The organism is Flavobacterium sp. CF108, from assembly GCF_900129795.1.
Lineage (GTDB): Bacteria > Bacteroidota > Bacteroidia > Flavobacteriales > Flavobacteriaceae > Flavobacterium.
The window spans coordinates 582,236-603,581 of sequence record NZ_FQWW01000002.1 but is presented as its reverse complement, the minus strand read 5'-3'; the positions used below and the strand labels follow the sequence as shown (position 1 = coordinate 603,581).

At 33.2% G+C, this 21,346-nt stretch carries 22 protein-coding genes and 1 tRNA gene; 14 read left to right on the top strand and 9 right to left on the bottom strand.

What is annotated here, in order from left to right; translation table 11 throughout:
* Nucleotides 1-89: 89 nt before the first annotated feature.
* From araA to BUE10_RS07905, 4 genes are all read left to right on the top strand, one after another.
* Nucleotides 90-1,598 carry an L-arabinose isomerase gene (gene araA / locus BUE10_RS07920; protein ID WP_073483916.1) on the top strand — a complete coding sequence of 503 codons (1,509 nt, stop codon included), beginning with the start codon at nucleotides 90-92 and terminating at the stop codon, nucleotides 1,596-1,598.
* 120 nt (nucleotides 1,599-1,718) lie between these two features.
* Complete coding sequence (locus BUE10_RS07915; protein ID WP_073483914.1) at nucleotides 1,719-2,903, top strand: aldose epimerase family protein; 1,185 nt, start codon at nucleotides 1,719-1,721, stop codon at nucleotides 2,901-2,903.
* Nucleotides 2,904-3,115: 212 nt separating this feature from the next.
* Complete coding sequence (locus tag BUE10_RS07910) at nucleotides 3,116-3,583, top strand: OsmC family protein (RefSeq protein WP_073484228.1); 468 nt, start codon at nucleotides 3,116-3,118, stop codon at nucleotides 3,581-3,583.
* Nucleotides 3,584-3,807: 224 nt separating this feature from the next.
* Nucleotides 3,808-4,548 (top strand): hypothetical protein, encoded by a 741-nt coding sequence (locus tag BUE10_RS07905; RefSeq protein WP_073483912.1) that lies wholly within the window; start codon nucleotides 3,808-3,810, stop codon nucleotides 4,546-4,548.
* Nucleotides 4,549-4,630: 82 nt separating this feature from the next.
* On the opposite strand, the gene BUE10_RS07900 is transcribed toward BUE10_RS07905, so the two are convergent.
* The 3 genes from BUE10_RS07900 to BUE10_RS07890 form a co-directional block, all read right to left on the bottom strand.
* Nucleotides 4,631-5,164, bottom strand: a complete 534-nt coding sequence (locus BUE10_RS07900) for a GNAT family N-acetyltransferase (RefSeq protein WP_073483910.1) — start codon at nucleotides 5,162-5,164, stop codon at nucleotides 4,631-4,633.
* A complete protein-coding gene (locus BUE10_RS07895; protein WP_073483908.1) occupies nucleotides 5,148-5,441 on the bottom strand; it encodes a type II toxin-antitoxin system TacA family antitoxin in 294 nt (97 codons plus the stop codon). The genes BUE10_RS07900 and BUE10_RS07895 overlap by 17 nt, the downstream gene beginning before the upstream one ends.
* Before the next feature lie 837 nt (nucleotides 5,442-6,278).
* A tRNA-Leu gene (locus BUE10_RS07890) sits at nucleotides 6,279-6,358 on the bottom strand.
* Between the two features lie 289 nt (nucleotides 6,359-6,647).
* Here BUE10_RS07890 and BUE10_RS07885 point away from each other — a divergent pair.
* The 4 genes from BUE10_RS07885 (at nucleotide 6,648) to BUE10_RS07870 (ending at nucleotide 10,037) form a co-directional block, all read left to right on the top strand.
* Nucleotides 6,648-7,589, top strand: a complete 942-nt coding sequence (locus BUE10_RS07885) for a ribose-phosphate pyrophosphokinase (RefSeq protein ID WP_073484226.1) — start codon at nucleotides 6,648-6,650, stop codon at nucleotides 7,587-7,589.
* A gap of 118 nt (nucleotides 7,590-7,707) precedes the next feature.
* Nucleotides 7,708-8,319: a 50S ribosomal protein L25/general stress protein Ctc gene (locus tag BUE10_RS07880; RefSeq protein WP_053472910.1), complete on the top strand. Its 612-nt coding sequence runs from the start codon at nucleotides 7,708-7,710 to the stop codon at nucleotides 8,317-8,319.
* A 340-nt stretch (nucleotides 8,320-8,659) separates the two neighbouring features.
* The gene (gene pth / locus BUE10_RS07875) at nucleotides 8,660-9,286 is read left to right on the top strand and encodes an aminoacyl-tRNA hydrolase (protein WP_073483906.1); all 627 of its coding nucleotides are present in this window, start codon (nucleotides 8,660-8,662) and stop codon (nucleotides 9,284-9,286) included.
* Between the two features lie 139 nt (nucleotides 9,287-9,425).
* A complete protein-coding gene (locus tag BUE10_RS07870; protein ID WP_073483904.1) occupies nucleotides 9,426-10,037 on the top strand; it encodes a superoxide dismutase in 612 nt (203 codons plus the stop codon).
* 483 nt (nucleotides 10,038-10,520) lie between these two features.
* Here BUE10_RS07870 and BUE10_RS07865 read toward each other — a convergent pair whose 3' ends face one another.
* From BUE10_RS07865 to BUE10_RS07850, 4 genes are all read right to left on the bottom strand, one after another.
* Nucleotides 10,521-12,419, bottom strand: coding sequence for an amidophosphoribosyltransferase (locus tag BUE10_RS07865; protein WP_073483902.1), 1,899 nt, complete (start codon nucleotides 12,417-12,419; stop codon nucleotides 10,521-10,523).
* Between the two features lie 81 nt (nucleotides 12,420-12,500).
* Nucleotides 12,501-13,424, bottom strand: a complete 924-nt coding sequence (locus BUE10_RS07860) for a PfkB family carbohydrate kinase (protein ID WP_053472906.1) — start codon at nucleotides 13,422-13,424, stop codon at nucleotides 12,501-12,503.
* A gap of 232 nt (nucleotides 13,425-13,656) precedes the next feature.
* Nucleotides 13,657-14,052: a hypothetical protein gene (locus tag BUE10_RS07855; RefSeq protein ID WP_073483900.1), complete on the bottom strand. Its 396-nt coding sequence runs from the start codon at nucleotides 14,050-14,052 to the stop codon at nucleotides 13,657-13,659.
* Nucleotides 14,036-14,623 (bottom strand): RNA polymerase sigma factor, encoded by a 588-nt coding sequence (locus tag BUE10_RS07850; protein WP_073483898.1) that lies wholly within the window; start codon nucleotides 14,621-14,623, stop codon nucleotides 14,036-14,038. Before BUE10_RS07850 ends, BUE10_RS07855 begins: the two co-directional genes overlap by 17 nt.
* A gap of 314 nt (nucleotides 14,624-14,937) precedes the next feature.
* Here BUE10_RS07850 and BUE10_RS07845 point away from each other — a divergent pair, with 314 nt between their 5' ends.
* Nucleotides 14,938-15,285: a DUF6249 domain-containing protein gene (locus BUE10_RS07845; protein ID WP_073483897.1), complete on the top strand. Its 348-nt coding sequence runs from the start codon at nucleotides 14,938-14,940 to the stop codon at nucleotides 15,283-15,285.
* 67 nt (nucleotides 15,286-15,352) lie between these two features.
* Here BUE10_RS07845 and rnhA read toward each other — a convergent pair whose 3' ends face one another.
* A complete protein-coding gene (gene rnhA, locus BUE10_RS07840; RefSeq protein WP_073483895.1) occupies nucleotides 15,353-15,835 on the bottom strand; it encodes a ribonuclease HI in 483 nt (160 codons plus the stop codon).
* 140 nt (nucleotides 15,836-15,975) lie between these two features.
* Complete coding sequence (gene purN / locus BUE10_RS07835; RefSeq protein WP_073483893.1) at nucleotides 15,976-16,554, bottom strand: phosphoribosylglycinamide formyltransferase; 579 nt, start codon at nucleotides 16,552-16,554, stop codon at nucleotides 15,976-15,978.
* 175 nt (nucleotides 16,555-16,729) lie between these two features.
* On the opposite strand from purN, the gene BUE10_RS07830 reads away from it, so the two are divergent.
* The 5 genes from BUE10_RS07830 (at nucleotide 16,730) to pyk (ending at nucleotide 21,261) form a co-directional block, all read left to right on the top strand.
* Nucleotides 16,730-16,966, top strand: a complete 237-nt coding sequence (locus BUE10_RS07830) for an acyl carrier protein (protein ID WP_007137004.1) — start codon at nucleotides 16,730-16,732, stop codon at nucleotides 16,964-16,966.
* Between the two features lie 238 nt (nucleotides 16,967-17,204).
* Nucleotides 17,205-18,458, top strand: a complete 1,254-nt coding sequence (gene fabF, locus BUE10_RS07825) for a beta-ketoacyl-ACP synthase II (RefSeq protein WP_073483891.1) — start codon at nucleotides 17,205-17,207, stop codon at nucleotides 18,456-18,458.
* Nucleotides 18,459-18,467: 9 nt separating this feature from the next.
* On the top strand, nucleotides 18,468-19,208 hold the full coding sequence (rnc, locus tag BUE10_RS07820) for a ribonuclease III (protein ID WP_053472899.1): 741 nt from the start codon (nucleotides 18,468-18,470) through the stop codon (nucleotides 19,206-19,208).
* Nucleotides 19,209-19,333: 125 nt separating this feature from the next.
* Nucleotides 19,334-19,822: an IPExxxVDY family protein gene (locus tag BUE10_RS07815; RefSeq protein WP_053472898.1), complete on the top strand. Its 489-nt coding sequence runs from the start codon at nucleotides 19,334-19,336 to the stop codon at nucleotides 19,820-19,822.
* Between the two features lie 5 nt (nucleotides 19,823-19,827).
* Nucleotides 19,828-21,261: a pyruvate kinase gene (gene pyk / locus BUE10_RS07810; protein WP_073483889.1), complete on the top strand. Its 1,434-nt coding sequence runs from the start codon at nucleotides 19,828-19,830 to the stop codon at nucleotides 21,259-21,261.
* Nucleotides 21,262-21,346 lie beyond the last annotated feature (85 nt).

Genomic DNA, 21,346 nt, shown 5'->3' with positions numbered 1-21,346 from the left:
ATTTTAGATTTAGGATTTCAACTTGACTCGAGAGCTATGCTCGAACAGGCGAAGCAAACCTGAAACTTGAAACAAAATAAACAAAAGACATGATTGATATATCTCAAAAAGAAGTATGGTTTGTAGTAGGAAGCCAGGAATTATACGGTGAAGAAACACTAAGAAAAGTTGCAGAACATTCGCAGATAATTGCAAAAGGATTAGATGCTTCGTCTTCAATTCCAGTAAAAGTGGTTTACAAAGATGTGGTGAAATCGCCTTCACAGATTTTAGATGTTTGTTTGGCTGCGAATTCAGAGAAAAACTGTATCGGAATTATTGCTTGGATGCATACTTTTTCACCGGCAAAAATGTGGATTGGCGGTTTAAGTATTTTGAAAAAACCATTATGTCATTTACATACACAATACAATGCTGAAATTCCGTGGGGATCTATCGATATGGATTTCATGAACTTAAATCAATCTGCTCACGGAGATCGTGAATTTGGTTTTATCATGTCAAGATTACGTAAAAAACGTAAAGTGGTTGTTGGACATTGGGAAGATCAAAGGGTTCAAAAACAATTAGGAATCTGGTCAAGAGTTGTCCTTGGCTGGGATGAACTTCAAAACCTAAAAGTAGCTCGTATTGGAGACAATATGCGTGAAGTTGCCGTTACAGAAGGAGATAAAGTGGAGGCTCAGATTCGTTTCGGAGTTTCAGTAAACGGTTACGATTCTTCGGATGTTACCAAACATATTGAAAAAGTAACAGACAAACAACTAACTGATTTATTAGCTGTTTATGAGTCTTCTTATACTTTAACAGATTCTTTAAAAGAAGGCGGAGCGCAAAGAAGTTCTTTAGCGGAAGCGGCAAAAATTGAATTAGGTTTAAGAGCTTTCCTTGAAGAAGGAGGTTTCGGTGCTTTTACAGATACTTTCGAAAACCTTGGTGTTTGGAAGCAATTACCAGGAATTGCAACACAAAGATTAATGGCCGATGGTTATGGATTTGGTGGTGAAGGAGATTGGAAAACAGCGGCAATGGTAAGGGCTTTAAAAGTAATGAATATTGGTCTTGAAGGCGGAACCTCTTTTATGGAAGATTATACGTACCATTTCACACCGCAAAAATCATATGTTTTAGGATCACACATGTTAGAAATTTGTCCATCAATCGCTGATGGAAAACCTTCTTGCGAAGTACATCCTTTAGGAATTGGAGGTAAAGAAGATCCTGCACGTTTGGTGTTTAATTCACCTGCAGGAGATGCGATCAATGTTTCATTGGTGGATATGGGAACCCGTTTCCGTTTAATTGTAAACGAAGTTGAAGCAGTTAAACCAATGGCTGAATTGCCAAAATTACCAGTTGCAAGAGTTTTATGGGATTGCAAACCTAACCTTGAGATCGCAGCAACGGCTTGGATTTTAGCCGGAGGAGCGCACCATACGGTTTACAGTCAGTCATTAACAACCGAATATATGGAAGACTTCGCAGATATTGCCGGAATCGAATTATTAGTCATTGATGAAAAAACGACGGTAAGAGATTTTAAAGATAAAATTAATGCTAACGAAGCTTATTATCATTTGTTTCAGCATGGACTTTAATTTTTAAGGTGCTGAGGTTCTAAGTTGTAAAGGTTCAAAGGTTTTATTTTTTGTCTTAAAATTTGTTACTTTTAAGCTTTTCACATTTTACTTTTTACAATAATCAAAAAAATATTATTTATGAATGTATTAAAACGTTGTTTTTTTGGAATCGGCCTGTTAAGTCTGGCTTTAGTTTCAGTTCAATGCAAAAACGATAAAAAAATGGATGACACTACAGTTTCTTCAGATCAAAAAGCTAAGGTTACAATTGAAAAATCTTCTTACGGAACAACTGCTAAAGGAGAAAAAGTCGACAGTTATAAACTGAAAAACCAAAATGGGATGGAAGTCGATATCATCACTTTTGGAGGAAGAATTACAGATTTGAAAGTGCCAAATAAAGAAGGAGTTTTTGAAAATGTAGTTACCGGATTTAATTCTTTGGCACAATATGAAAAAGAAAATCCATTTTTTGGAGCTTTAATTGGAAGATACGGAAACCGAATTGCGAAAGGGAAATTTTCACTAGATGGAAAAGAATATCAGTTAGCTATAAACAATGCACCAAATGCTTTGCACGGTGGGCCACAAGGATATTTTAATGTTGTTTGGAAAGCAGATGAGGCTAAATCTGGTGAAACAGCTTCTTTAAAATTATCTTATTTAAGTAAAGATATGGAAGAAGGTTATCCAGGAAACCTAAAAGTTTTTGTAACTTATACATTGACAAATAATAATGAATTAGAAGTTTTATATGAAGCAGAAACTGATAAAAAAACGGTTGTTAATTTAACACAGCATACCTATTTCAATTTATCGGGAGATTTTTCTAAAACAATCTTAGATCATGAATTGACTTTAAATGCTGATAAAATTGTGCCGGTTGATGCGACTTTAATTCCAACAGGAAAATTAGAAGATGTTGCCAATACGCCTTTCGATTTCAGAACTCCAAAATTAATTGGAAAAGACATCGAAGTTAAAAACGAACAATTAATAAGAGGAAAAGGCTACGATCATTGCTGGGTATTGAACAATCCTGAAAAAGGAAAAACAATCATTGCAAAAGTATACCACGCACCAAGCGGAAGAGTTTTGGAAATGACGACAGACGAACCTGGAATTCAGTTTTACTCAGGAAATTTCCTTGATGGAACTTTACCAACACGCGACGGAAAAACATACGGACACAGAACTGGACTTTGTTTAGAAACAGAACATTATCCGGATTCTCCAAACCAGAAAAATTTCCCAACAACGGTTTTAAACCCGGGAGAAAAGTACAAAACTAAAACTACCTTTAAATTCTCTGTAAAGAAATAGTTTTAGAATTTGTTTATTAGTTTAATTCTCTAAGAAACCTCGGAAAGTTATGTTTTCGAGGTTTTTTTATGGATAAAATTATTTATAAAGACAAAGAATTTTGTTCATTTTTGTCATTTCTGACAAGATTGTGTTTTGGCTTTGCAACTATTGATATTAATTTATTCCTCATTTATAAAAAATTTAACTTAGCAAAAGTAAACGAGAACAAAATGAAACATCTTTTTAAAGCAGAATTAAACTGGACTTCAAAAAAAGAAGAAAATCAATTTTTAAAAATTTATAACAAAAACCATCAAATTAAAATTGAAGGAAAATCAGTTTTAGATGTTTCGGCAGCAAAAGCTTTTAAAGGTGATCCCTCATTATACAATCCCGAAGATTTATTGCTGAGCAGTTTGGTTTCCTGCCACATGATGTCCTATTTATATGTATGCTCTCAAAACGAAATAGAAGTTCTTGAGTATTCAGATAATGCCGAAGCCACACTCGAAGTTTCTCCAGACGGGAGCGGACGTTTTGTTGAGGTTAGATTATATCCGAAGGTGAAAATTTCAAATCCAAACCAAATTGAATTAGCTTTAGATCTACATTTTAAAGCAAATCAATTGTGCTTTATTGCAAATTCGTGCAATTTTCCTGTTTTGCATGAGGCGAGTTGTGAGGTTTTCACCATATAAGTGATATGTTCATTTAAATACAGGGCTTTTAAAAGCAAAGTTTATTTGCTTATATGACTTATATGGTTTAAAAAAGGCATAAAAAAAGTTATTGGAGAATATAATTATACTTACGATAAAGAAAATCGAACAATAAAAATATTTTCGGACACTAAACATAGACAGCAGTAAACTCTTTTTGTGAGAAATATTTTTTAAATTTCGTAACACTAATTATATAATCTATGAGACACCTTTTAATTGATAATTTAGACCCTACGAAGACAATAGGCTGGACTAATGATTTTGATAAAATTTCATTCAACCTTAATATTATGAAACCTATGTTGCAAAATGTTAATGAACGTAAAGGCAGAGAAAATAAAGGCTTTGCTGTATTTGGGGTTTATGATAAGTGGTTGGTTTTATATAATCATAATTTAATTAATCCGGAAAGACATTTAATGTATTTTGTTGAGTGTACTACAGATATTGATTTGCTAAAAAAATATAAATTAGGTATCGATGATAAAATAGATATGATTAAAGATCTTCAAACTAGATACATTACGCAGTACAATATTGATAGTAACACGACATTTTTATCATTTGTACATCCAAATGAACAAATTCTTGAACCTAATTTTTTTGTTTGTACTGATGATGACTTTATTATTAGTAAAGCACATCATTTAGGTGTATATCCACTGATAGAAAGTCATGGAGACGGAAAACTTAAAGTGTGTTTTGCTGATGAAATGATCAATGTTGACGGAGTATTAATTCAAAATGTTTATGCTATAATTAATTTTGGAAAAGCAGGTGAAAATGAAACAGCAGAAGAAGGTTATATATATTTAAAAATCTATGATTTTATTAGAAACCATGATAAAATAATAGAATTAGAAAAAGCTATTATTGGTCTTGGTGCTAAATTTGATCGTGCATATTTTTCTAAACGCTTTTCAATAGAAGATTTAAATTAATTTAATTTAATCATTTGCCATAAAAATAAAAAAAGACAGTCTATTTTAGACTGTCTTTTTAAACTTTGTAATTCTTGTAGAATTAAAATCCTTCTTCCAATTCTTGTTCTGGGAATAACCCTTGGATCGTTTTAATTGGCAGAAACATTTTTCCTGTACTTGGAATCATTATAAAGCCATAACTTTCATAAAATTCAATCGCTTTTTGGTTTAATGGATCAACTATAACCGCATAAAGCGCCATCGTGTTTTTTGATACTTCCAAACATTTTTTTAATGCATCAAACAATAAAATTTCTCCAAGCCCTTTCCCCTGCTCACTTTCATCTACCGCTAATCTTCCTAATAATGCTAAAGGAATATTATATGACTTTGGAATTTTTTTGGTTAACTCCGGTGGAAAATCTTCCCATCCAATAGAGCTTGTTGTCAATGTGAAAAATCCTAATACTCTTTTTTTATCTGCATTAATGTCTGTTAAAACATGACATACTGATAAATCTTTTCTGGCATCCTGTCCCGCTTGTTTGTGAAAATAATTATCTAATAACTCTTTGCCACATTTAAACTTTTTTCTTTCGTGATCCTCTGTAAGGACTTCAATCTTTAGATTCATTTTGTTCAACAAATTTAAAATGGTTCATTTGAGCCCTCTTAAGTTTATCATTAGCCTTTGGTGGATTTAAAATTGCATCCATGAATATTTTCTTGTCCTCGTAGGTTTTTAAAACAGTTTCATTTTCTTTAATGATTTTGTTTGCCTCGGTGTTAATACAATAAACAACAAATTCTGTTACATTTTTAAACCCTTTCAGGACTGATGCATACTTAATCAACTCCTTGTGTTCTTTACTGATACGAACATCAATTCGGTCGTTAATGATTGTTGACATATTATATTATTTTATATTTAATTTGATTTAACTTGATTTAATTTAATTTAATTTGATTTTCTTGTTTTAAATTTTAATTTTTTGATTTAGTAAGATTTAAGTAAAATTGTTTATTATTAGTATTGTCTCTAATAGTCTTTATCTTAGTCCTTTCTCCTCTTATAATTTATTTTACGGTTTTTCTTTATTTTATGAGTTATTCTCTTGACTTTATTCTAGACTTTTTCCGAATCCCTTTAGTCTTTTAAAGAGTTAAGTTTCGTATCAGTCTCGCAAATGTACGTATTTTTTCCGTACGTTGTTTTATTTTTTTTATTTTTTTTGTTCTCTTTTTTCTGTTTGTTGTGTTCATTTTATTTATACTTGGCGTTCCCTATGGTAGGGCTGTGAACACTCAATTTTTCTGCTTTTTGAAGAATTAAAGCAGAAAAGATTTCGGACAATTGCTCCCATTCCTTATGCATCAGACACGTTTAAAAAAATGGAGGTCTTTTAAAATTCCTATTTCTGTAATCCAAAGAAGTTAAAAAAAAACACTTTTGGAGTTATAGCCCTTTCTTCTCCCTTTTTTCAAGTCCTGGGCCATAAACAAGGAAAGTACAGTTTTGAACCGTATTCAAAAGATAAAATTGTTTTTTGCTTCCGTGAAAAAGGTAATTATTAAAATGAGAGAAAATAAGATTGCAGTAAGTACTTTTTTTGAAAGGTAATAGTTCAGAGTGTAAATTCTCTTTCTATGAGCATTAAGTTTTTATGTAAAATGGAAAGAATCCAGGCCCCTTGATCACCTTAAAAAGAAAAAACCTCTGAAAATCAATTGATTTCAGAGGTTTTAAGTACCCGGAGCCGGAGTCGAACCGGCACGGTTTCCCACAGGTGTTTGAGACCAGCGCGTCTACCAATTCCGCCATCCGGGCTTAGCAGACGAAAAAATAACGATAAATCAGTTATTTTAACGCAATAGAATGAGATCAATAATGTGTCCATTCCTTTAACACGGTGCAAATGTAAAAAATAAAATTAAATCATCTACTAAAAATACTTAAATATTTCCTTTCAGTGTCCAATAAATTTTATAAATTTGCACCTCGTTAAAACGACGCACACACAACTAACTACACCCGAGGCATTTATACAGGTCTGGCTTTACGAAAATCATAAAGCCGAATTGTGCAGAGTGCAGCGGAGCAAAAACAACAAATTATAATGTCGCACCTAGAACCAGAAGCTAAAATTTTTGCTTGTTCACAAAGTGTTTATCTTGCAGAAAAAATTGCAGAACAATACGGAATTCCGTTAGGAAAAGTAACGATGTCAACGTATAGTGACGGAGAATTTCAACCGTCTTACGAAGAGTCAATCAGAGGATTACGTGTTTTTATTGTGTGTTCAACTTTCCCATCGGCAGATAATTTGATGGAATTGTTATTAATGATTGATGCTGCAAAACGTGCATCAGCAAGACATATTACAGCTGTTATGCCTTATTTTGGTTGGGCAAGACAAGATAGAAAAGACAAACCAAGAGTGCCGATTGGGGCGAAGTTAGTAGCAAACCTATTAACCGCTGCAGGAGCAACAAGAATCATGACAATGGATTTGCACGCAGATCAAATTCAGGGATTCTTTGAAAAACCAGTAGATCATTTATTTGCATCTACAATCTTTTTGCCTTACGTGCAAAGTTTAGAGTTAGAAAACTTAACTATTGCATCTCCAGATATGGGAGGATCAAAAAGAGCTTATGCTTACTCTAAGTTTTTAGAATCAGATGTAGTAATCTGTTACAAACAAAGAAAAGCAGCCAACGTTATCGACACTATGGAATTGATTGGTGAAGTAAAAGGTCGTAACGTAATCTTAGTAGACGACATGATCGATACAGGAGGAACTTTAGCAAAAGCAGCCGACTTAATGATCGAAAAAGGAGCACTAAGCGTAAGAGCAATTTGTACACACGCTATTTTATCTGGCGGTGCGTATGAGAAAATTGAAAATTCGAAATTAACAGAATTAATCGTAACAGATTCAATCCCGTTAAAGAAAGAATCAAATAAAATTAGAGTAGTGAGTTGTGCACCTCTTTTTGCAGAAGTTATGCACATGGTGCACCACAACAATTCCATTAGTGGAAAATTTATAATGTAAAAGCAGTAAGCTTTAGGCTATAAGCCGTAAGCTATTCGCAATTACAAAAAAGCATAAAGCGTATTGCTTAAAGCTTATAGCAAATTAGAATATTTATTAATAACTATATTTTTTTACAATGAAATCGATTACAATTAAAGGATCAGAAAGAGAAAGCGTGGGCAAAGTGTCAACTAAAGCCTTACGTAATGCTGGAGCGGTTCCTTGCGTGTTATACGGAGGAAATCAGGCAGTACATTTCTCAGCGGACGCTGCGGCATTCAAAAACTTGGTTTACACTCCAAACGCTCACACAGTTGTGATCGAACTTGGAAAAGGAAAATCATTCAATGCAATTTTGCAAGACATTCAGGTTCACCCGGTATCTGACAAAATTTTACACATTGACTTCTTCCAATTATTTGATGATAAAGAAATCACAATGGAAGTTCCTGTGAAAATCGTTGGTACATCTAAAGGTGTTCTTGCTGGAGGTGTTTTACGTTTAAACACTCGTAAATTAAAAGTAAAAGCTTTACCTAAAAATCTTCCTGATTTTGTTGAAGCTGATATTACTCCACTTGAAATGGGTAACAAATTATATGTTACTAAAGTTGGTGCTCCAGAATACAAAATCATGCACCCAGACAACACAGTTGTTGCTCAGGTAAGAATTTCTCGTGCTGCTATGAAAGCTGCTCAAGAAGCTGCAAAAGCTGCAAAAGCTCCTGCAAAAGGAAAGAAAAAATAATTTTTTTCAACTCAATACAAAAAGCCTCAATCTTACGATTGGGGCTTTTTTTTTTAAAGGTTCTGAGATGCTGAGAAACTAAGGTTCTAAGGTTTTTGAAATGGGGTTAATTAAAATGTCAGGCTGAGCGAAGTCGAAGCCCATGCAAAGCATGGAATTTAGAATGTCGAGCTTCTTGTGGTCCTTCGACTTCGCTCAGGATGACAATATATCGTGCATACAAATAAAAATCAGTATAAACCAGTTTCATCCGCGTCATCCGTGTGCCATTCTTAGCGATCTTTGCGTAAATCCTTTGCGCTCTTTGCGGTTAAAAATAATTAATCTTACTTTTGCAAACATGATAAAATGGATAACAAAACTGTTTTCATCAACACAAAAAGAAGAGAACATAGATAATATGAAGAAATATTTAATCGTTGGTTTAGGGAATATCGGAGCCGAATACGTAAACACAAGACACAATATCGGATTTAAAGTATTAGACTTTTTGGCCAGAAAAGAAAGTCTTTCATTTGAAACCGTAAAACTAGGATCTTTGGCCGAATATAAGTTTAAAGGAAGAACGTTCTTTCTGCTTAAACCAAATACTTACATGAACCTTAGCGGAAAAGCAGTAAAATACTGGATGGATAAAGAAAATATTCCGCTGGAAAATATTTTGGTAATTACAGACGATTTAAACCTGTCATTCGGAACAATCAGAATCAAACCAAAAGGAAGCGATGGAGGGCATAACGGATTAAAAAACATCAATCTCGTTTTAAACACACAGCAATATACCCGATTCAGATTTGGAATCAGCGATCAATTTAAAAAAGGACAGCAGATAGATTATGTTTTGGGAGAATGGAATGACGACGAAAATTCAAAATTACCAGAACGTTTAGAAACTTCAGCTGAAATTATTAGGTCTTTTGGAACAGCAGGATTAGAAAATACCATGACCACTTTTAATGGAAAATAAAGATTTTCAGGTGTTTATGTTTTAAAAAATCAATTTATCAATTAATTAAATTGAATTATAACGAAATAGTATTTTCAATTCCAAAGTTAAATGTCTAAATTTGGGATAAATTATTATAAACCATAAAAATCCTTATACCATGGCTTTTGAATTACCACAATTACCTTATGCATATGATGCATTAGAACCACATATTGATGCGCGTACAATGGAAATCCACCATACAAAGCACCACAATGCATACACTACAAATCTTAACGCTGCAATAGCAGGAACAGATTTAGAGGGAAAAACAATCGAAAATATCTTAATCAACTTAGATAAATCTAATGCTGCAGTTCGTAATAATGGTGGAGGTTTTTACAACCACAATTTATTCTGGACAGTAATGTCTCCAAATGGAGGAGGATTACCAACAGGAGATTTATTAGCAGCTATCGAAGATTCTTTTGGAACTTTCGAAGAATTTAAAGCAAAATTCGCTAAAGCTGGAGCAACTCAGTTTGGTTCAGGATGGGCTTGGTTAACAGTGCTTAAAGGAGGAAAATTAGAAGTTGTAGGTACTCCAAATCAAGATAATCCATTAATGCCGGAAGTTGCTGGTCATGGTGGAACTCCAATCTTAGGAATGGACGTTTGGGAACATGCTTACTACTTAAACTACCAAAACAGAAGACCAGATTATATTGAAGCTTTCTTTAGTGTAATTAACTGGACAGAAGTTGCTAGAAGATATGCTTTAGACAAGTAAGAAGATAGAGCAAAGAATAAAGAGAAAAGACGAGTCCCGAAAGGTACTCGTCTTTTTTTTGTATATCTATAAGTCTCATCTTTATTCTATAATCTATTTTCTTTTCTCTTCTCTAAAAAAAGAAAATAAAAAAGGCGGAATCTCTTCCACCTTTTTTGCCCCAAATCTACCATAAACTTAACCTACTAATGTTATGGTTTTATAAATGTATGACAGTTATTTTTATTAAGAAAATTTTTCGGATGAAAGGTAAATATATCCGATGAAATGAATATAATGACTTAAAGGAGAAATACTTGAGTTTATTCCAATAAAAAAGGTGGAATCTCTTCCACCCTTTTTGCCCCAAATCTACCATAAACTTAACCTACTAATGTTATGGTTTTCCAAAAGTATTGTAGCTTTTCAATTTTACCAAACAAACAGGATAAACGGCAAAAAAAACCGATGAAATGCACAAATTAACCTTTTGTTAATACTTTTTTAATACGCTCTTGCGTCTTTTCCTTCGTAGAAATTCATAAACGCACGGTTTACAACGCGGTTTCCTCCTGGGGTAGGATAATCACCTGTAAAGTACCAGTCTCCTAAGTTTTTAGGACACGCAATATGTAAATCTTCTACTTTTTGGAAAATAATTTTTACCTCGGCATTAATTTCCGGAGAACTTAACATTTCGGCAATTTTGTCTGAAATTTCTTCTGGTGTAAATTGATCGTAAATTGCAGTTACATAATTCACAACATCTTTATCTGCGAAATTTTCCTGTGCTTTACATTTAGCATAAACTTCGTCAACAATATGATATAAGTTTCTTTCTTTTAATAACGTTAAAGCGGCTCTAAAAGCAACAAGTCCTTCAAGTTTCGCCATATCGATTCCGTAACAGTCAGGATAACGAATTTGTGGTGCCGATGAAACAATAACAATACGTTTTGGTTTTAAACGATCCATCATTTTAATGATACTCATTTTTAATGTAGTACCACGAACAATACTATCGTCAATAATAACCAAATTATCTTCAGGTTTAATTACACCATATGTAACATCGTAAACGTGAGCCACTAAATCATCACGGCTGCTGTCTTCAGTAATAAAGGTTCTAAGTTTGGCATCTTTAATAGCTACTTTTTCTGTACGTATTTTTACAGCTAAAAGTTCCTGAAGCGTTTCTGCGGTAAGCGTATTTCTATTTTCTAGAATATAATTGTTTTTTCTCTGATTTAAAAAATCCTGAGCAGCTTCGACTAAACCATAAAATGAAGTTTCGGCTGTATTTGGAATATAAGAGAAAACAGTATTGTCTGTATCGCTGTCAATTGCGTTAAGAACTGCAGGCAAAATTAATTTACCTAAGTTTTTACGTTCCTGATAAATTTCGGCATCACTTCCTCTTGAGAAATAAATTCTTTCAAACGAACAAGCTTTTTTAATAGTTGGTTCTAAGATTTGCTGCATAGAAACCTTTCCGCTTTTTTTGATAATCAAAGCATTTCCCGGATCGATTTCCTGAACACTTTCAAATGGAACATTAAATACAGTTTGAATAACAGGTCTTTCAGAAGCGACAACAACTACTTCATCATCTTGGTAAAAGTAAGCTGGACGAATTCCTGCTGGATCTCTAAAAACAAAAGCGTCGCCATGGCCTAATAAACCAGCCATTGCATAACCACCATCTAAGTTTTTAGCAGAACGAGCTAATATTTTTGCAATATCCAAACGCTCAGCAATTACTGGTGAAGCTTCTCTTTTTGAGTAACCTTCGGCTTTACAGTCTTGGTACAATTGCATAACTTCTTTATCTAAGAAGTGACCAATTTTTTCCATTACAGTAACAGTATCAGCCATTTCTTTTGGATGTTGCCCAAGTTCAACTAAGTTTTCGAAAAGCTCTTTAACATTTGTCATGTTAAAGTTTCCTGCCAAAATTAAGTTACGGTGCATCCAGTTACTTTGACGTAAAAATGGATGAACGCTTTCGATGCTGTTTTTTCCAAAAGTTCCATAACGAACGTGTCCTAAAAACAATTCACCAACATATGGAATTTCTGATTTTATTTTTTGAACATCGTCACCAATTTCAGGCTGCGCTTTTAACTCTTCGCTGATTCTTTCATTGATTTGTTTAAAGACGTCTTGTATTGGCTGCGAATGGTTTGAACGAACTCTGCTTATGTAGCGTTGTCCAGGTTCAACATCAAGTTTGATGCTGGCAAAACCAGCTCCGTCTTGTCCACGGTTGTGCTGCTTTTCCATCATCAAATACATTTTTTGTATTCCGTAAAAAGCAGTTCCGTATTTCTCTTTATAATATTCAAGCGGTTTAAGAAGTCTAACTAAGGCTATACCACATTCGTGTTTTAAAGCGTCGCTCATTGTTTTTTGTATTTTGTGTTGTTGTAAGTTGTGTGTATTAACGTAATAAAAAAAGCCCCGTGTTATCGAGGCTTTTGGGCATTATATTTCTATGTCAAACTGAGTTAACGACTTAAATTGCTGTAATCGAATCGCTACTTCTGCTTTGCTTAATGTTTCCATCCTTTCGGTTCCAAATTTTTCTACGCAGAACGAAGCTAAATTTGAACCGTAAATAATTGCATTTTTCAAATTGTTAAACGAAATGTTTTCGCTTTGTGCAATGAATCCGGAAAATCCTCCTGCAAAAGTGTCTCCTGCTCCGGTTGGATCAAAAACATCTTCAAGCGGTAAAGCTGGTGCAAAGAATACTTCTCTATTATGGAATAAAAGTGCGCCGTGTTCTCCTTTTTTGATTACCACATATTTTGGTCCCATGTCCTGGATTTTAGCCGCTGCTTTTACTAATGAATATTCACCAGAAAGTTGTCTTGCTTCTTCGTCATTGATTGTAATAACATCTACACGTTTAATAACGTCTAATAATTCCGGAAGAGCGCAGTCCATCCAAAAGTTCATTGTATCTAAAACGACTAATTTTGGTTTTTTCTCTAATTGATCTAAAACGCTGCTTTGTACTAACGGATGTAAATTTCCTAACATTACAACATCAGCGTCTTTATAGTTTTGAGGAACTTTTGGCTGAAAATCAGCTAAAACGTTCAGCTCAGTTACTAATGTATCTCTAGAATTTAAATCATTATGGTATAATCCACTCCAAAAAAACGTTTTACCGCCTTTTACAATTTCGATACCAGAGATATCGATATTTTTTGAAGTTAATAAGTCTAAATGTTCTTGAGGAAAATCATCGCCAACTACAGAAACTATGGCCGATTGCAAGTTGAAAAATGATGCTGATAAACCAATGTACGTTGCAGCACCACCTAAAATTTTATCTGTTTTTCCGAAAGGAGTTTCAATCGCGTCGAAAGCAACCGTTCCAACAATCAATAATTTATTCATTTTATGAATTTCGAATTAGGGTGCAAAGATACTCTATAAGTTACAATCTTGCAACGGTTTAGGTTCTCAAAATTTTCTTAAAAAAAAGATATCGATTTCGGGTCTAATTCTATTGTAAATGAATGAATTATATTTAGTTTTCTGGAGTGCTTAAAATATGTTTTCCGGATTTAAATCGCAAGTTTTATTTTGAAAAAAATCAAGATGCTTTTTGTTTAGATTTTATCTGAATCTACAACTGATACTTCTTATCAAAATAATTCTTCAAAACCCCAATCTGAATTAAAACCATAAAAGGAACAATTAAAATAGCGTACAATATAGTTTTAGAAATATGAATACCAGAAACAATTGCCGAAATTTTATCGGTATACGATTTTCCTATTTCTAAATTATTTTCTGCCCCGGCAAAATACACATTATAAACGACCAAAAGAACCAAGGAAAATCCAATAAAAATCCACGTTGAAATGGAAATTAAAGGTTTGTAAGGTTTGATTTTTACTTCTTCGGCAGCAAGAATTTTTGACATTATATTTGAAGTAAAGTCAGCAGATGGCGATTGAAGCGTATTTTCAGCCATCATTTTCTCAATAAGATTTTCTATATTTTTATCTTCCTCTTTCATAATACTCTATTATTTCTGGTTCTAACTGCTTTTTTAAAATTACGGCTAATTTTTGTCGGCTTCTAAATAATTTTACCTTGACATTATTAGCATTGATACTCATGATTTTGCCAATTTCTTCTAGGTTTTGATTTTCAAAATAAAACAAAGTCAACAAGAAATTCTCTTCACTTGGTAACAAATTTAAACAATTTTGAATGGTTTGCTTTCGTTCTTTGTCTTCTAAAACACTCAAAGCAGTCTCCATTGTTTTGATTAAATGAGATGAAAAATCATCTATCGAAATATTTAAATCCTCTTTTTTGCTTTTCTTCAATCTGTCCAAACAAGTATTATAAGCGATCTTATAAATCCAGGTTGAAAATTTAGATTCACCTTTAAATTTATTCAATGAACTGTAAATCTTAATAAACGTATCTTGTGAAACTTCTTCTGCTTCTTCTCGATTTTTAACCATTTTGAGTGCCAAAGTAAAGATCATATCTTTATAACGATCAACAAGAACGGCAAACGCATTTGTCTCGCCCTGCAGAACTTTATCGATATAATGTTGATCACTTATTGTACTCATATTATATAGGACGACAGTTTGTTTATTTAGGTTACAAGAAAATTAAAATAAATTCCATTTTTTTTAAACCACAAATCTTAATTTAAATTCCAATATTAAAAATCCAAATTCCAATTTGATTATACTTATATATAGTATAGAACTTTGTCAAAGCTTGACATTTATTAAAAAAAATATTAATTCAAAATTAACTGATAATCAGTAACTTTTGGAATTTGGAATTTAAATTTTGAAATTTTTTTGCAAAAGCTGTAACCTCAATTTAAAAAGCCTCGTCATATGGAGTATCAATCAATTAATAAAAACATAAAATTATGGGACCACAAGTTTTAATACCGCTTAGTCTTTTTTTGATGATCTTCGGGATTGTCTATCTTATTTATTCAACAAGAAATAGAGAGCGTATGGCTCTTATAGAAAAAGGTGTTGATGCCAGTATATTTTTAAAAGGAAAAATAAATGGAGGTTCGGCATGGAAAATCTTTGTTGTAAATCTGGCTTTCTTATTAATAGGAAGCGGGGTTGGAATTTTTCTTGCCTTGCTTATTACAACTTACACATCTCTTAACGATGGAGCAGTTTATCCTTCAATTATTTTTATAATGGCAGGAATTGGACTTTTGGTAGGATTTAAAACCGCAAAAGATTTAGACAAAGAATAAAGTAAAGATTTTAAGTTAGTAATTTAATAACGTATCAGAAACTAGTTTTCGATACGTTATTTTGTTTTTATAGTAACTTAGAATCAGTTGTTTCGTAAAAAGAATCAATAGAAAGTTTCGGCTGCATCGATGCCATAACGGCCAGTTGATCACAGCGTTCGTTTTGAGGATGGTTATTATGGCCTTTTATCCATTTAAAATTGACTTGGTGCTTTCGGTACACAATTAAAAAACGTTTCCATAAATCGGCATTTTTTCTTCCTGCAAAACCTTTTTTCTCCCAGCCTAAAACCCATTTTTTTTCAACAGAATCTACTACATATTTAGAATCAGAAATTACAAGAACCTTCATATTTGGCTTTTTCAGTTTTTCTAAACCAACAATTACAGCCAAAAGTTCCATTCTATTGTTAGTGGTAAGGCGAAAACCTTCGTAAAATTCTTTTTTATGCGGAGTTCCCACTAATTCCATGACCACACCATAACCTCCATTTCCCGGATTTCCTTTTGCAGCGCCATCTGTATATATATGTACTTCGTGTTGGGTCATTTTATTTTTTTGTTAACCATATAAGTTATATAAGTCCATTTAAAGTATTGTCTTATATTTCTTAGGTTATTTAAAAGTTCATTCTGATTTTAGTATTATTTAAACGCCAGCCTTAAATTATCTTATATAACTTATATGGTTTAAATCTTAGAACTTGAATCTTCCAGTATTCTATGAATAATCTCAGGAAAATGTTTTTGTTCTAATTCATGAATCTTTTCAGCCACTGTTTCCGGAGTATCTTCTTCAGTTAAAAGAACATTTTGCTGAAATATGATGCCGCCTTCATCGTAGTTTTCGTTTACATAATGAATCGAGATTCCGGTTTCTTTTTCCTTATTATTAACTATCGCTCTGTGTATGTGCATTCCGTACATTCCTTTGCCTCCATATTTAGGTAAAAGGGCAGGATGAATGTTGATTATTTTGTTTGGATACTGCTCAATTATGTTTTCGGGAAATTTCAATAAAAAACCGGCAAGAACTATCAAATCCGGGTCGATTTTTTGTATTTTTTGTAATACGTTTCTTTCTAAAAGTTCGTTTTTTTCGAAAATTTCGACTGGAATTTGATGATTTTTTGCTCTTTCAATAACTTTTGCCGAAGCATTATTTGTAAAAACCGAAACGACCTTTGCAATTTCAATGTTCGAAAAATATTTTATAATGTTTTCTGCGTTAGTTCCTGATCCTGAGGCAAAAACGATAATTTTTTTCATAATAGAATTTATTTTGAGAATGCAAAAAACGGAATAAAAATCGAAAATAAATAGCTTTAAAAGACCTTTCTTGAAATTAATTTTATAAATTAGTGTCACATTTATAAACTAAATAGTTGTTTTAAAATAAAGTTTTTTATTTTTGCCAACAAATTAAATTCTAAAATTAAAGATTATGTCAGACATTGCATCAAGAGTAAAAGCGATTATCGTAGACAAATTAGGTGTTGACGAAAACGAAGTTGTAACAGAAGCAAGCTTCACTAATGATTTGGGAGCTGACTCATTAGACACTGTTGAGCTTATTATGGAATTCGAAAAAGAATTTGATATTCAAATTCCAGACGATCAAGCAGAAAACATTGCTACTGTAGGTCAAGCTATTTCTTATATCGAGGAAGCTAAAAAATAATAATACCACACCCGATTTCTAAAAATCCCAATTTTTGAAATTCCAAATTCCAATTGGAATTTGATTTTTGAAATGTGAAATTTTTAAGAGTCGGGTGTTATTATTTTTTTAAATTTAAATTTCGATTGATTTTCAATCAAAAAGATATATTTATATTGTAATACCCATGGCTCTTAAGTAACAAAACGGTTAAGAAAGCGTGGGTTTTATTTGTTTAAAGACACAAAATACATAATTTATGACATTAAGGCGAGTTGTGGTAACAGGATTAGGTGCACTTACTCCTATCGGGAATAATATCCAGGATTATTGGAATGCACTTGTGAATGGGGTAAGCGGAGCCGCTCCTATCACATATTATGATACAGAGAAGCATAAAACGAAATTTGCCTGCGAAGTAAAAAACTTCAATATTGAAGATTACATGGATCGCAAGGAATCTCGAAGATTAGATAAATTTGCTCAATATGCAGTTGCTGCCAGTGATGAAGCTATTAAAGATGCTGGACTTACAGATGATAATGTCGACAAAACTAGAGTTGGGGTTATCTGGGGAGCAGGAATTGGAGGTTTAGAAACATTCCAGGAAGAAGTAATTTATTATGCAAAAGGGGATGGAACTCCAAAGTTCAACCCGTTTTTTATTCCAAAAATGATTGCCGATATCGCTCCTGCGCATATTTCTATGCGTAACGGGTATATGGGACCAAATTATACTACGGTTTCTGCATGTGCATCTTCTGCAAATGCATTAATTGATGCTTTCAACTACATTCGTTTAGGAATGTGTGATATTATTGTATCTGGTGGTTCTGAAGCTGCAATTACCATTGCCGGTATGGGAGGTTTTAACTCTATGCACGCTTTATCAACAAGAAATGAAAGTCCGGAAACAGCTTCAAGACCTTTTGACGCAACCAGAGATGGTTTTGTTTTAGGAGAAGGAGCAGGAGCTTTAGTTCTTGAAGATTACGAACACGCAAAAGCAAGAGGCGCAAAAATTTATTGTGAAATTGGCGGAGGCGGAATGTCATCTGATGCTTACCACTTAACAGCACCACATCCAGAAGGAATTGGAGTTATTGCAGTAATGAAAAATACGCTGAGAGACGCTGGAATGAACCCTGAAGATGTTGATCATATCAATACTCACGGAACTTCTACTCCACTTGGAGACGTTGCTGAGTTAAAAGCAATCAGTAAAGTTTTTGGCGAGCACGCTAAGAATATCAATATCAACTCTACAAAATCAATGACAGGACATTTACTAGGTGCCGCCGGAGCTATTGAAGCTATTGCTTCTATCTTAGCAATGAAACACGGTATTGTTCCTCCTACGATTAACCATACGGTAGTTGATGAGAATATCGATCCTGCATTAAACCTTACCTTAAACCAACCTCAGAAAAGAGAAGTGAATGTTGCTATGAGTAACACATTTGGTTTTGGCGGACACAATGCTTGTGTATTGTTTAAAAAATTAGCTGACTAATTTTCGTATATGAATATTATCAAAAAAATATTTTCTAAATCCCGTTCTCTAGAAGACGGGATTTTTTTTGACACTATTCAGAAAATTCTTGGTTTTCAGCCTGTAAATATTGAATTTTACAAAAAAGCTTTTACCCATAGATCGTCAAATAAATTAGATGAAGCAGGACATCCTATAAATTACGAACGTTTAGAATTTTTAGGAGATGCTATGTTAAGTGCTGTAATTGCTGCGCATTTGTTTAATAAGGCGCCAAATGGAGACGAAGGATATTTAACAAAAATGCGTTCAAAAATTGTAAGCCGCGAACATTTAAATGAACTTGGCAAAGATTTGAATTTAGTACGTTTTGTAGAAAGCAAAGTACCTGTTCAGCATTTTGGAGAAAATATTCATGGTAATATTTTCGAATCGCTGATTGGTGCTATTTATCTGGATAAAGGTTATTCGTATTGCGAAAGGTTTATCCAAAAAAGAGTAATTACCCCTTATGTCGATATTGCAAGACTGGAAGGAAAAGTAATTAGTTATAAAAGCTTAGTTATCGAATGGTGTCAGAAAGAAAAGAGGATCTTTCATTACGACATTTTCGAAGACAACGGTATTGACGGACAACGCTTGTTTGGTGTCAAATTAAGTATAGACGATAAGGTAATCGCACGAGCGCGGGCAACCTCAAAAAAGAAAGCAGAAGAGAAAGCTTCACAAAGAGCGTATTTTGCATTTCAGGAAAAAATAGATAAGAAATAATTACAATTTTGATGTAATTTTCTTAATGCTAAATCGTTTTCGTTTATAAATTAACAAAAACAAGCTGCTTATAACTATTGATGCTCCGTTAGAAATAGTATATTTACAACTTGATTTTTCATGACATGGCTATTCATAGATTGGATTTAGACGAATTTGACGAAATTGATTATTATTTAATGGCAATTCATACTTCATTAGAAGATTATAGACTGGCCTATTTTATCAATAAGAACCTTCCGATTAACTTAAGTAAGAGCAAAAACGAGATCCATGCTCAGACTAAGGAAGGTGAGGCAAATTTTTCGAGATTTTATTATTATGATTCTGAGAAAGCTGTATCGTGGAATTTGATTCAGAATAAAAATGAGATCATTTCTGTGAGTACAAATGATTTCCAGAATTTGTTTTCTAATGAAACAAGTGAGGTTTCTACAACAATTCATTTACTTCCTGAATTCAAAAAAGTAGATTTTTTCCTGAAAATCGATAACAGTGAGGAAGCTGTCGATTTTTCAGAAATTCAGCAACAACTAAATTCAATAGAAAGTATTGCAGCAATTTATGCTGTAGATACCAATAAAATAAAATCAAAAAACAATCTAATTTTTTAAAAAAAATGTTAACAAACAAGAAAACCAAAATTGTTGCTACACTAGGCCCTGCATGTGGTACGAGAGAGATTATCAAGGATATGATCGACGCAGGGGTGAATGTGTTTAGAATCAATTTTTCGCATGCAGACTACGAAGGAGTAAAAGAAAAAATTAGCATTATTAGAGGCCTGAACGAAGAGTTTGGTTACACTACAGCAATCTTAGGAGATTTGCAGGGACCAAAACTAAGAGTTGGTGTAATGGAAGAAGGAACAGTAGTGCAAGATGGTGAACTAATCACTTTTACAACTGCAGAAGATGTTTTAGGAACAGCTCAAAGAGTGTTCATGAAATATCAAAATTTTCCAAATGATGTTAATCCGGGAGAGCGAATTTTGCTTGATGATGGTAAACTTATTTTTGAAATTGTTTCAACAGATAAAAAAACAGAAGTTGTTGCTAAAGTAATTCAGGGTGGAGAATTAAAATCTAAAAAAGGGGTTAATCTTCCAAACACAAAAATTTCTTTACCGGCTTTAACTGAAAAAGATATTGCAGATGCCATTTTTGCAATTGAACAAAAAGTAGACTGGATCGCCCTTTCATTTGTGAAAACTCCTCGCGATTTACAAGATTTACAAGAATTAATCGCTAAGCATTCAGAGGTTAAAATTCCAATTATTGCTAAAATTGAAATGCCGGAAGCTCTTGAGAACATGGATAAAATTGTAGCATATTGCGATGGTTTAATGGTTGCTCGTGGAGATCTAGGTGTTGAACTTCCTGCTCACGAAGTACCATTAGTACAGAAAGATTTGATTCGCAGAGCAAAAACGGCTAGAATTCCTGTTATCGTTGCTACACAAATGATGGAAACAATGATTACAAGTTTAACGCCAACAAGAGCAGAAGTAAATGACGTTGCTAACTCAGTAATGGACGGTGCAGATGCTGTAATGTTGTCTGGAGAAACTGCAACAGGAAATTATCCTGTACAAGTTATTCAAAGAATGACACAAATTTGTGAGGCTGTTGAGGATTCTCCGCTAATTCGAGTTCCACAAAACACTCCACAAATTAAAACAAAACGTTTTGTTACTAAAACAGTTTGTCACCAGGCAGCTTTATTGGCAAACGAAATCGAAGCTAAAGCAATTTGTACTTTAACAAACAGCGGTTATACAGCTTTCCAAATTTCGGCTTGGAGACCATCTTCGGCACATATTTTAGTATTTACTTCAAACAGAAGAATCTTAACACAATTGAATTTATTATGGGGAGTTAAATCATTCTTCTATGATAATGAAGTAAGTACAGATGATACTGTAACGGATGTAAATAAAATTGCAGTTGAAAAAGGATATGCGTCAAAAGGTGATTATTTAATTAACCTTGCTGCAATGCCAATTAAAGAAAAAGGAATGGTTAATACCATGAGAGTTTCTGAAATAGAATAGTTTTCTTTTAGATCACGATATTTTCAAATCAAATCCACCCATTCGGGTGGATTTTTTTGCTTTATATATTCTTCAATTTATAAAA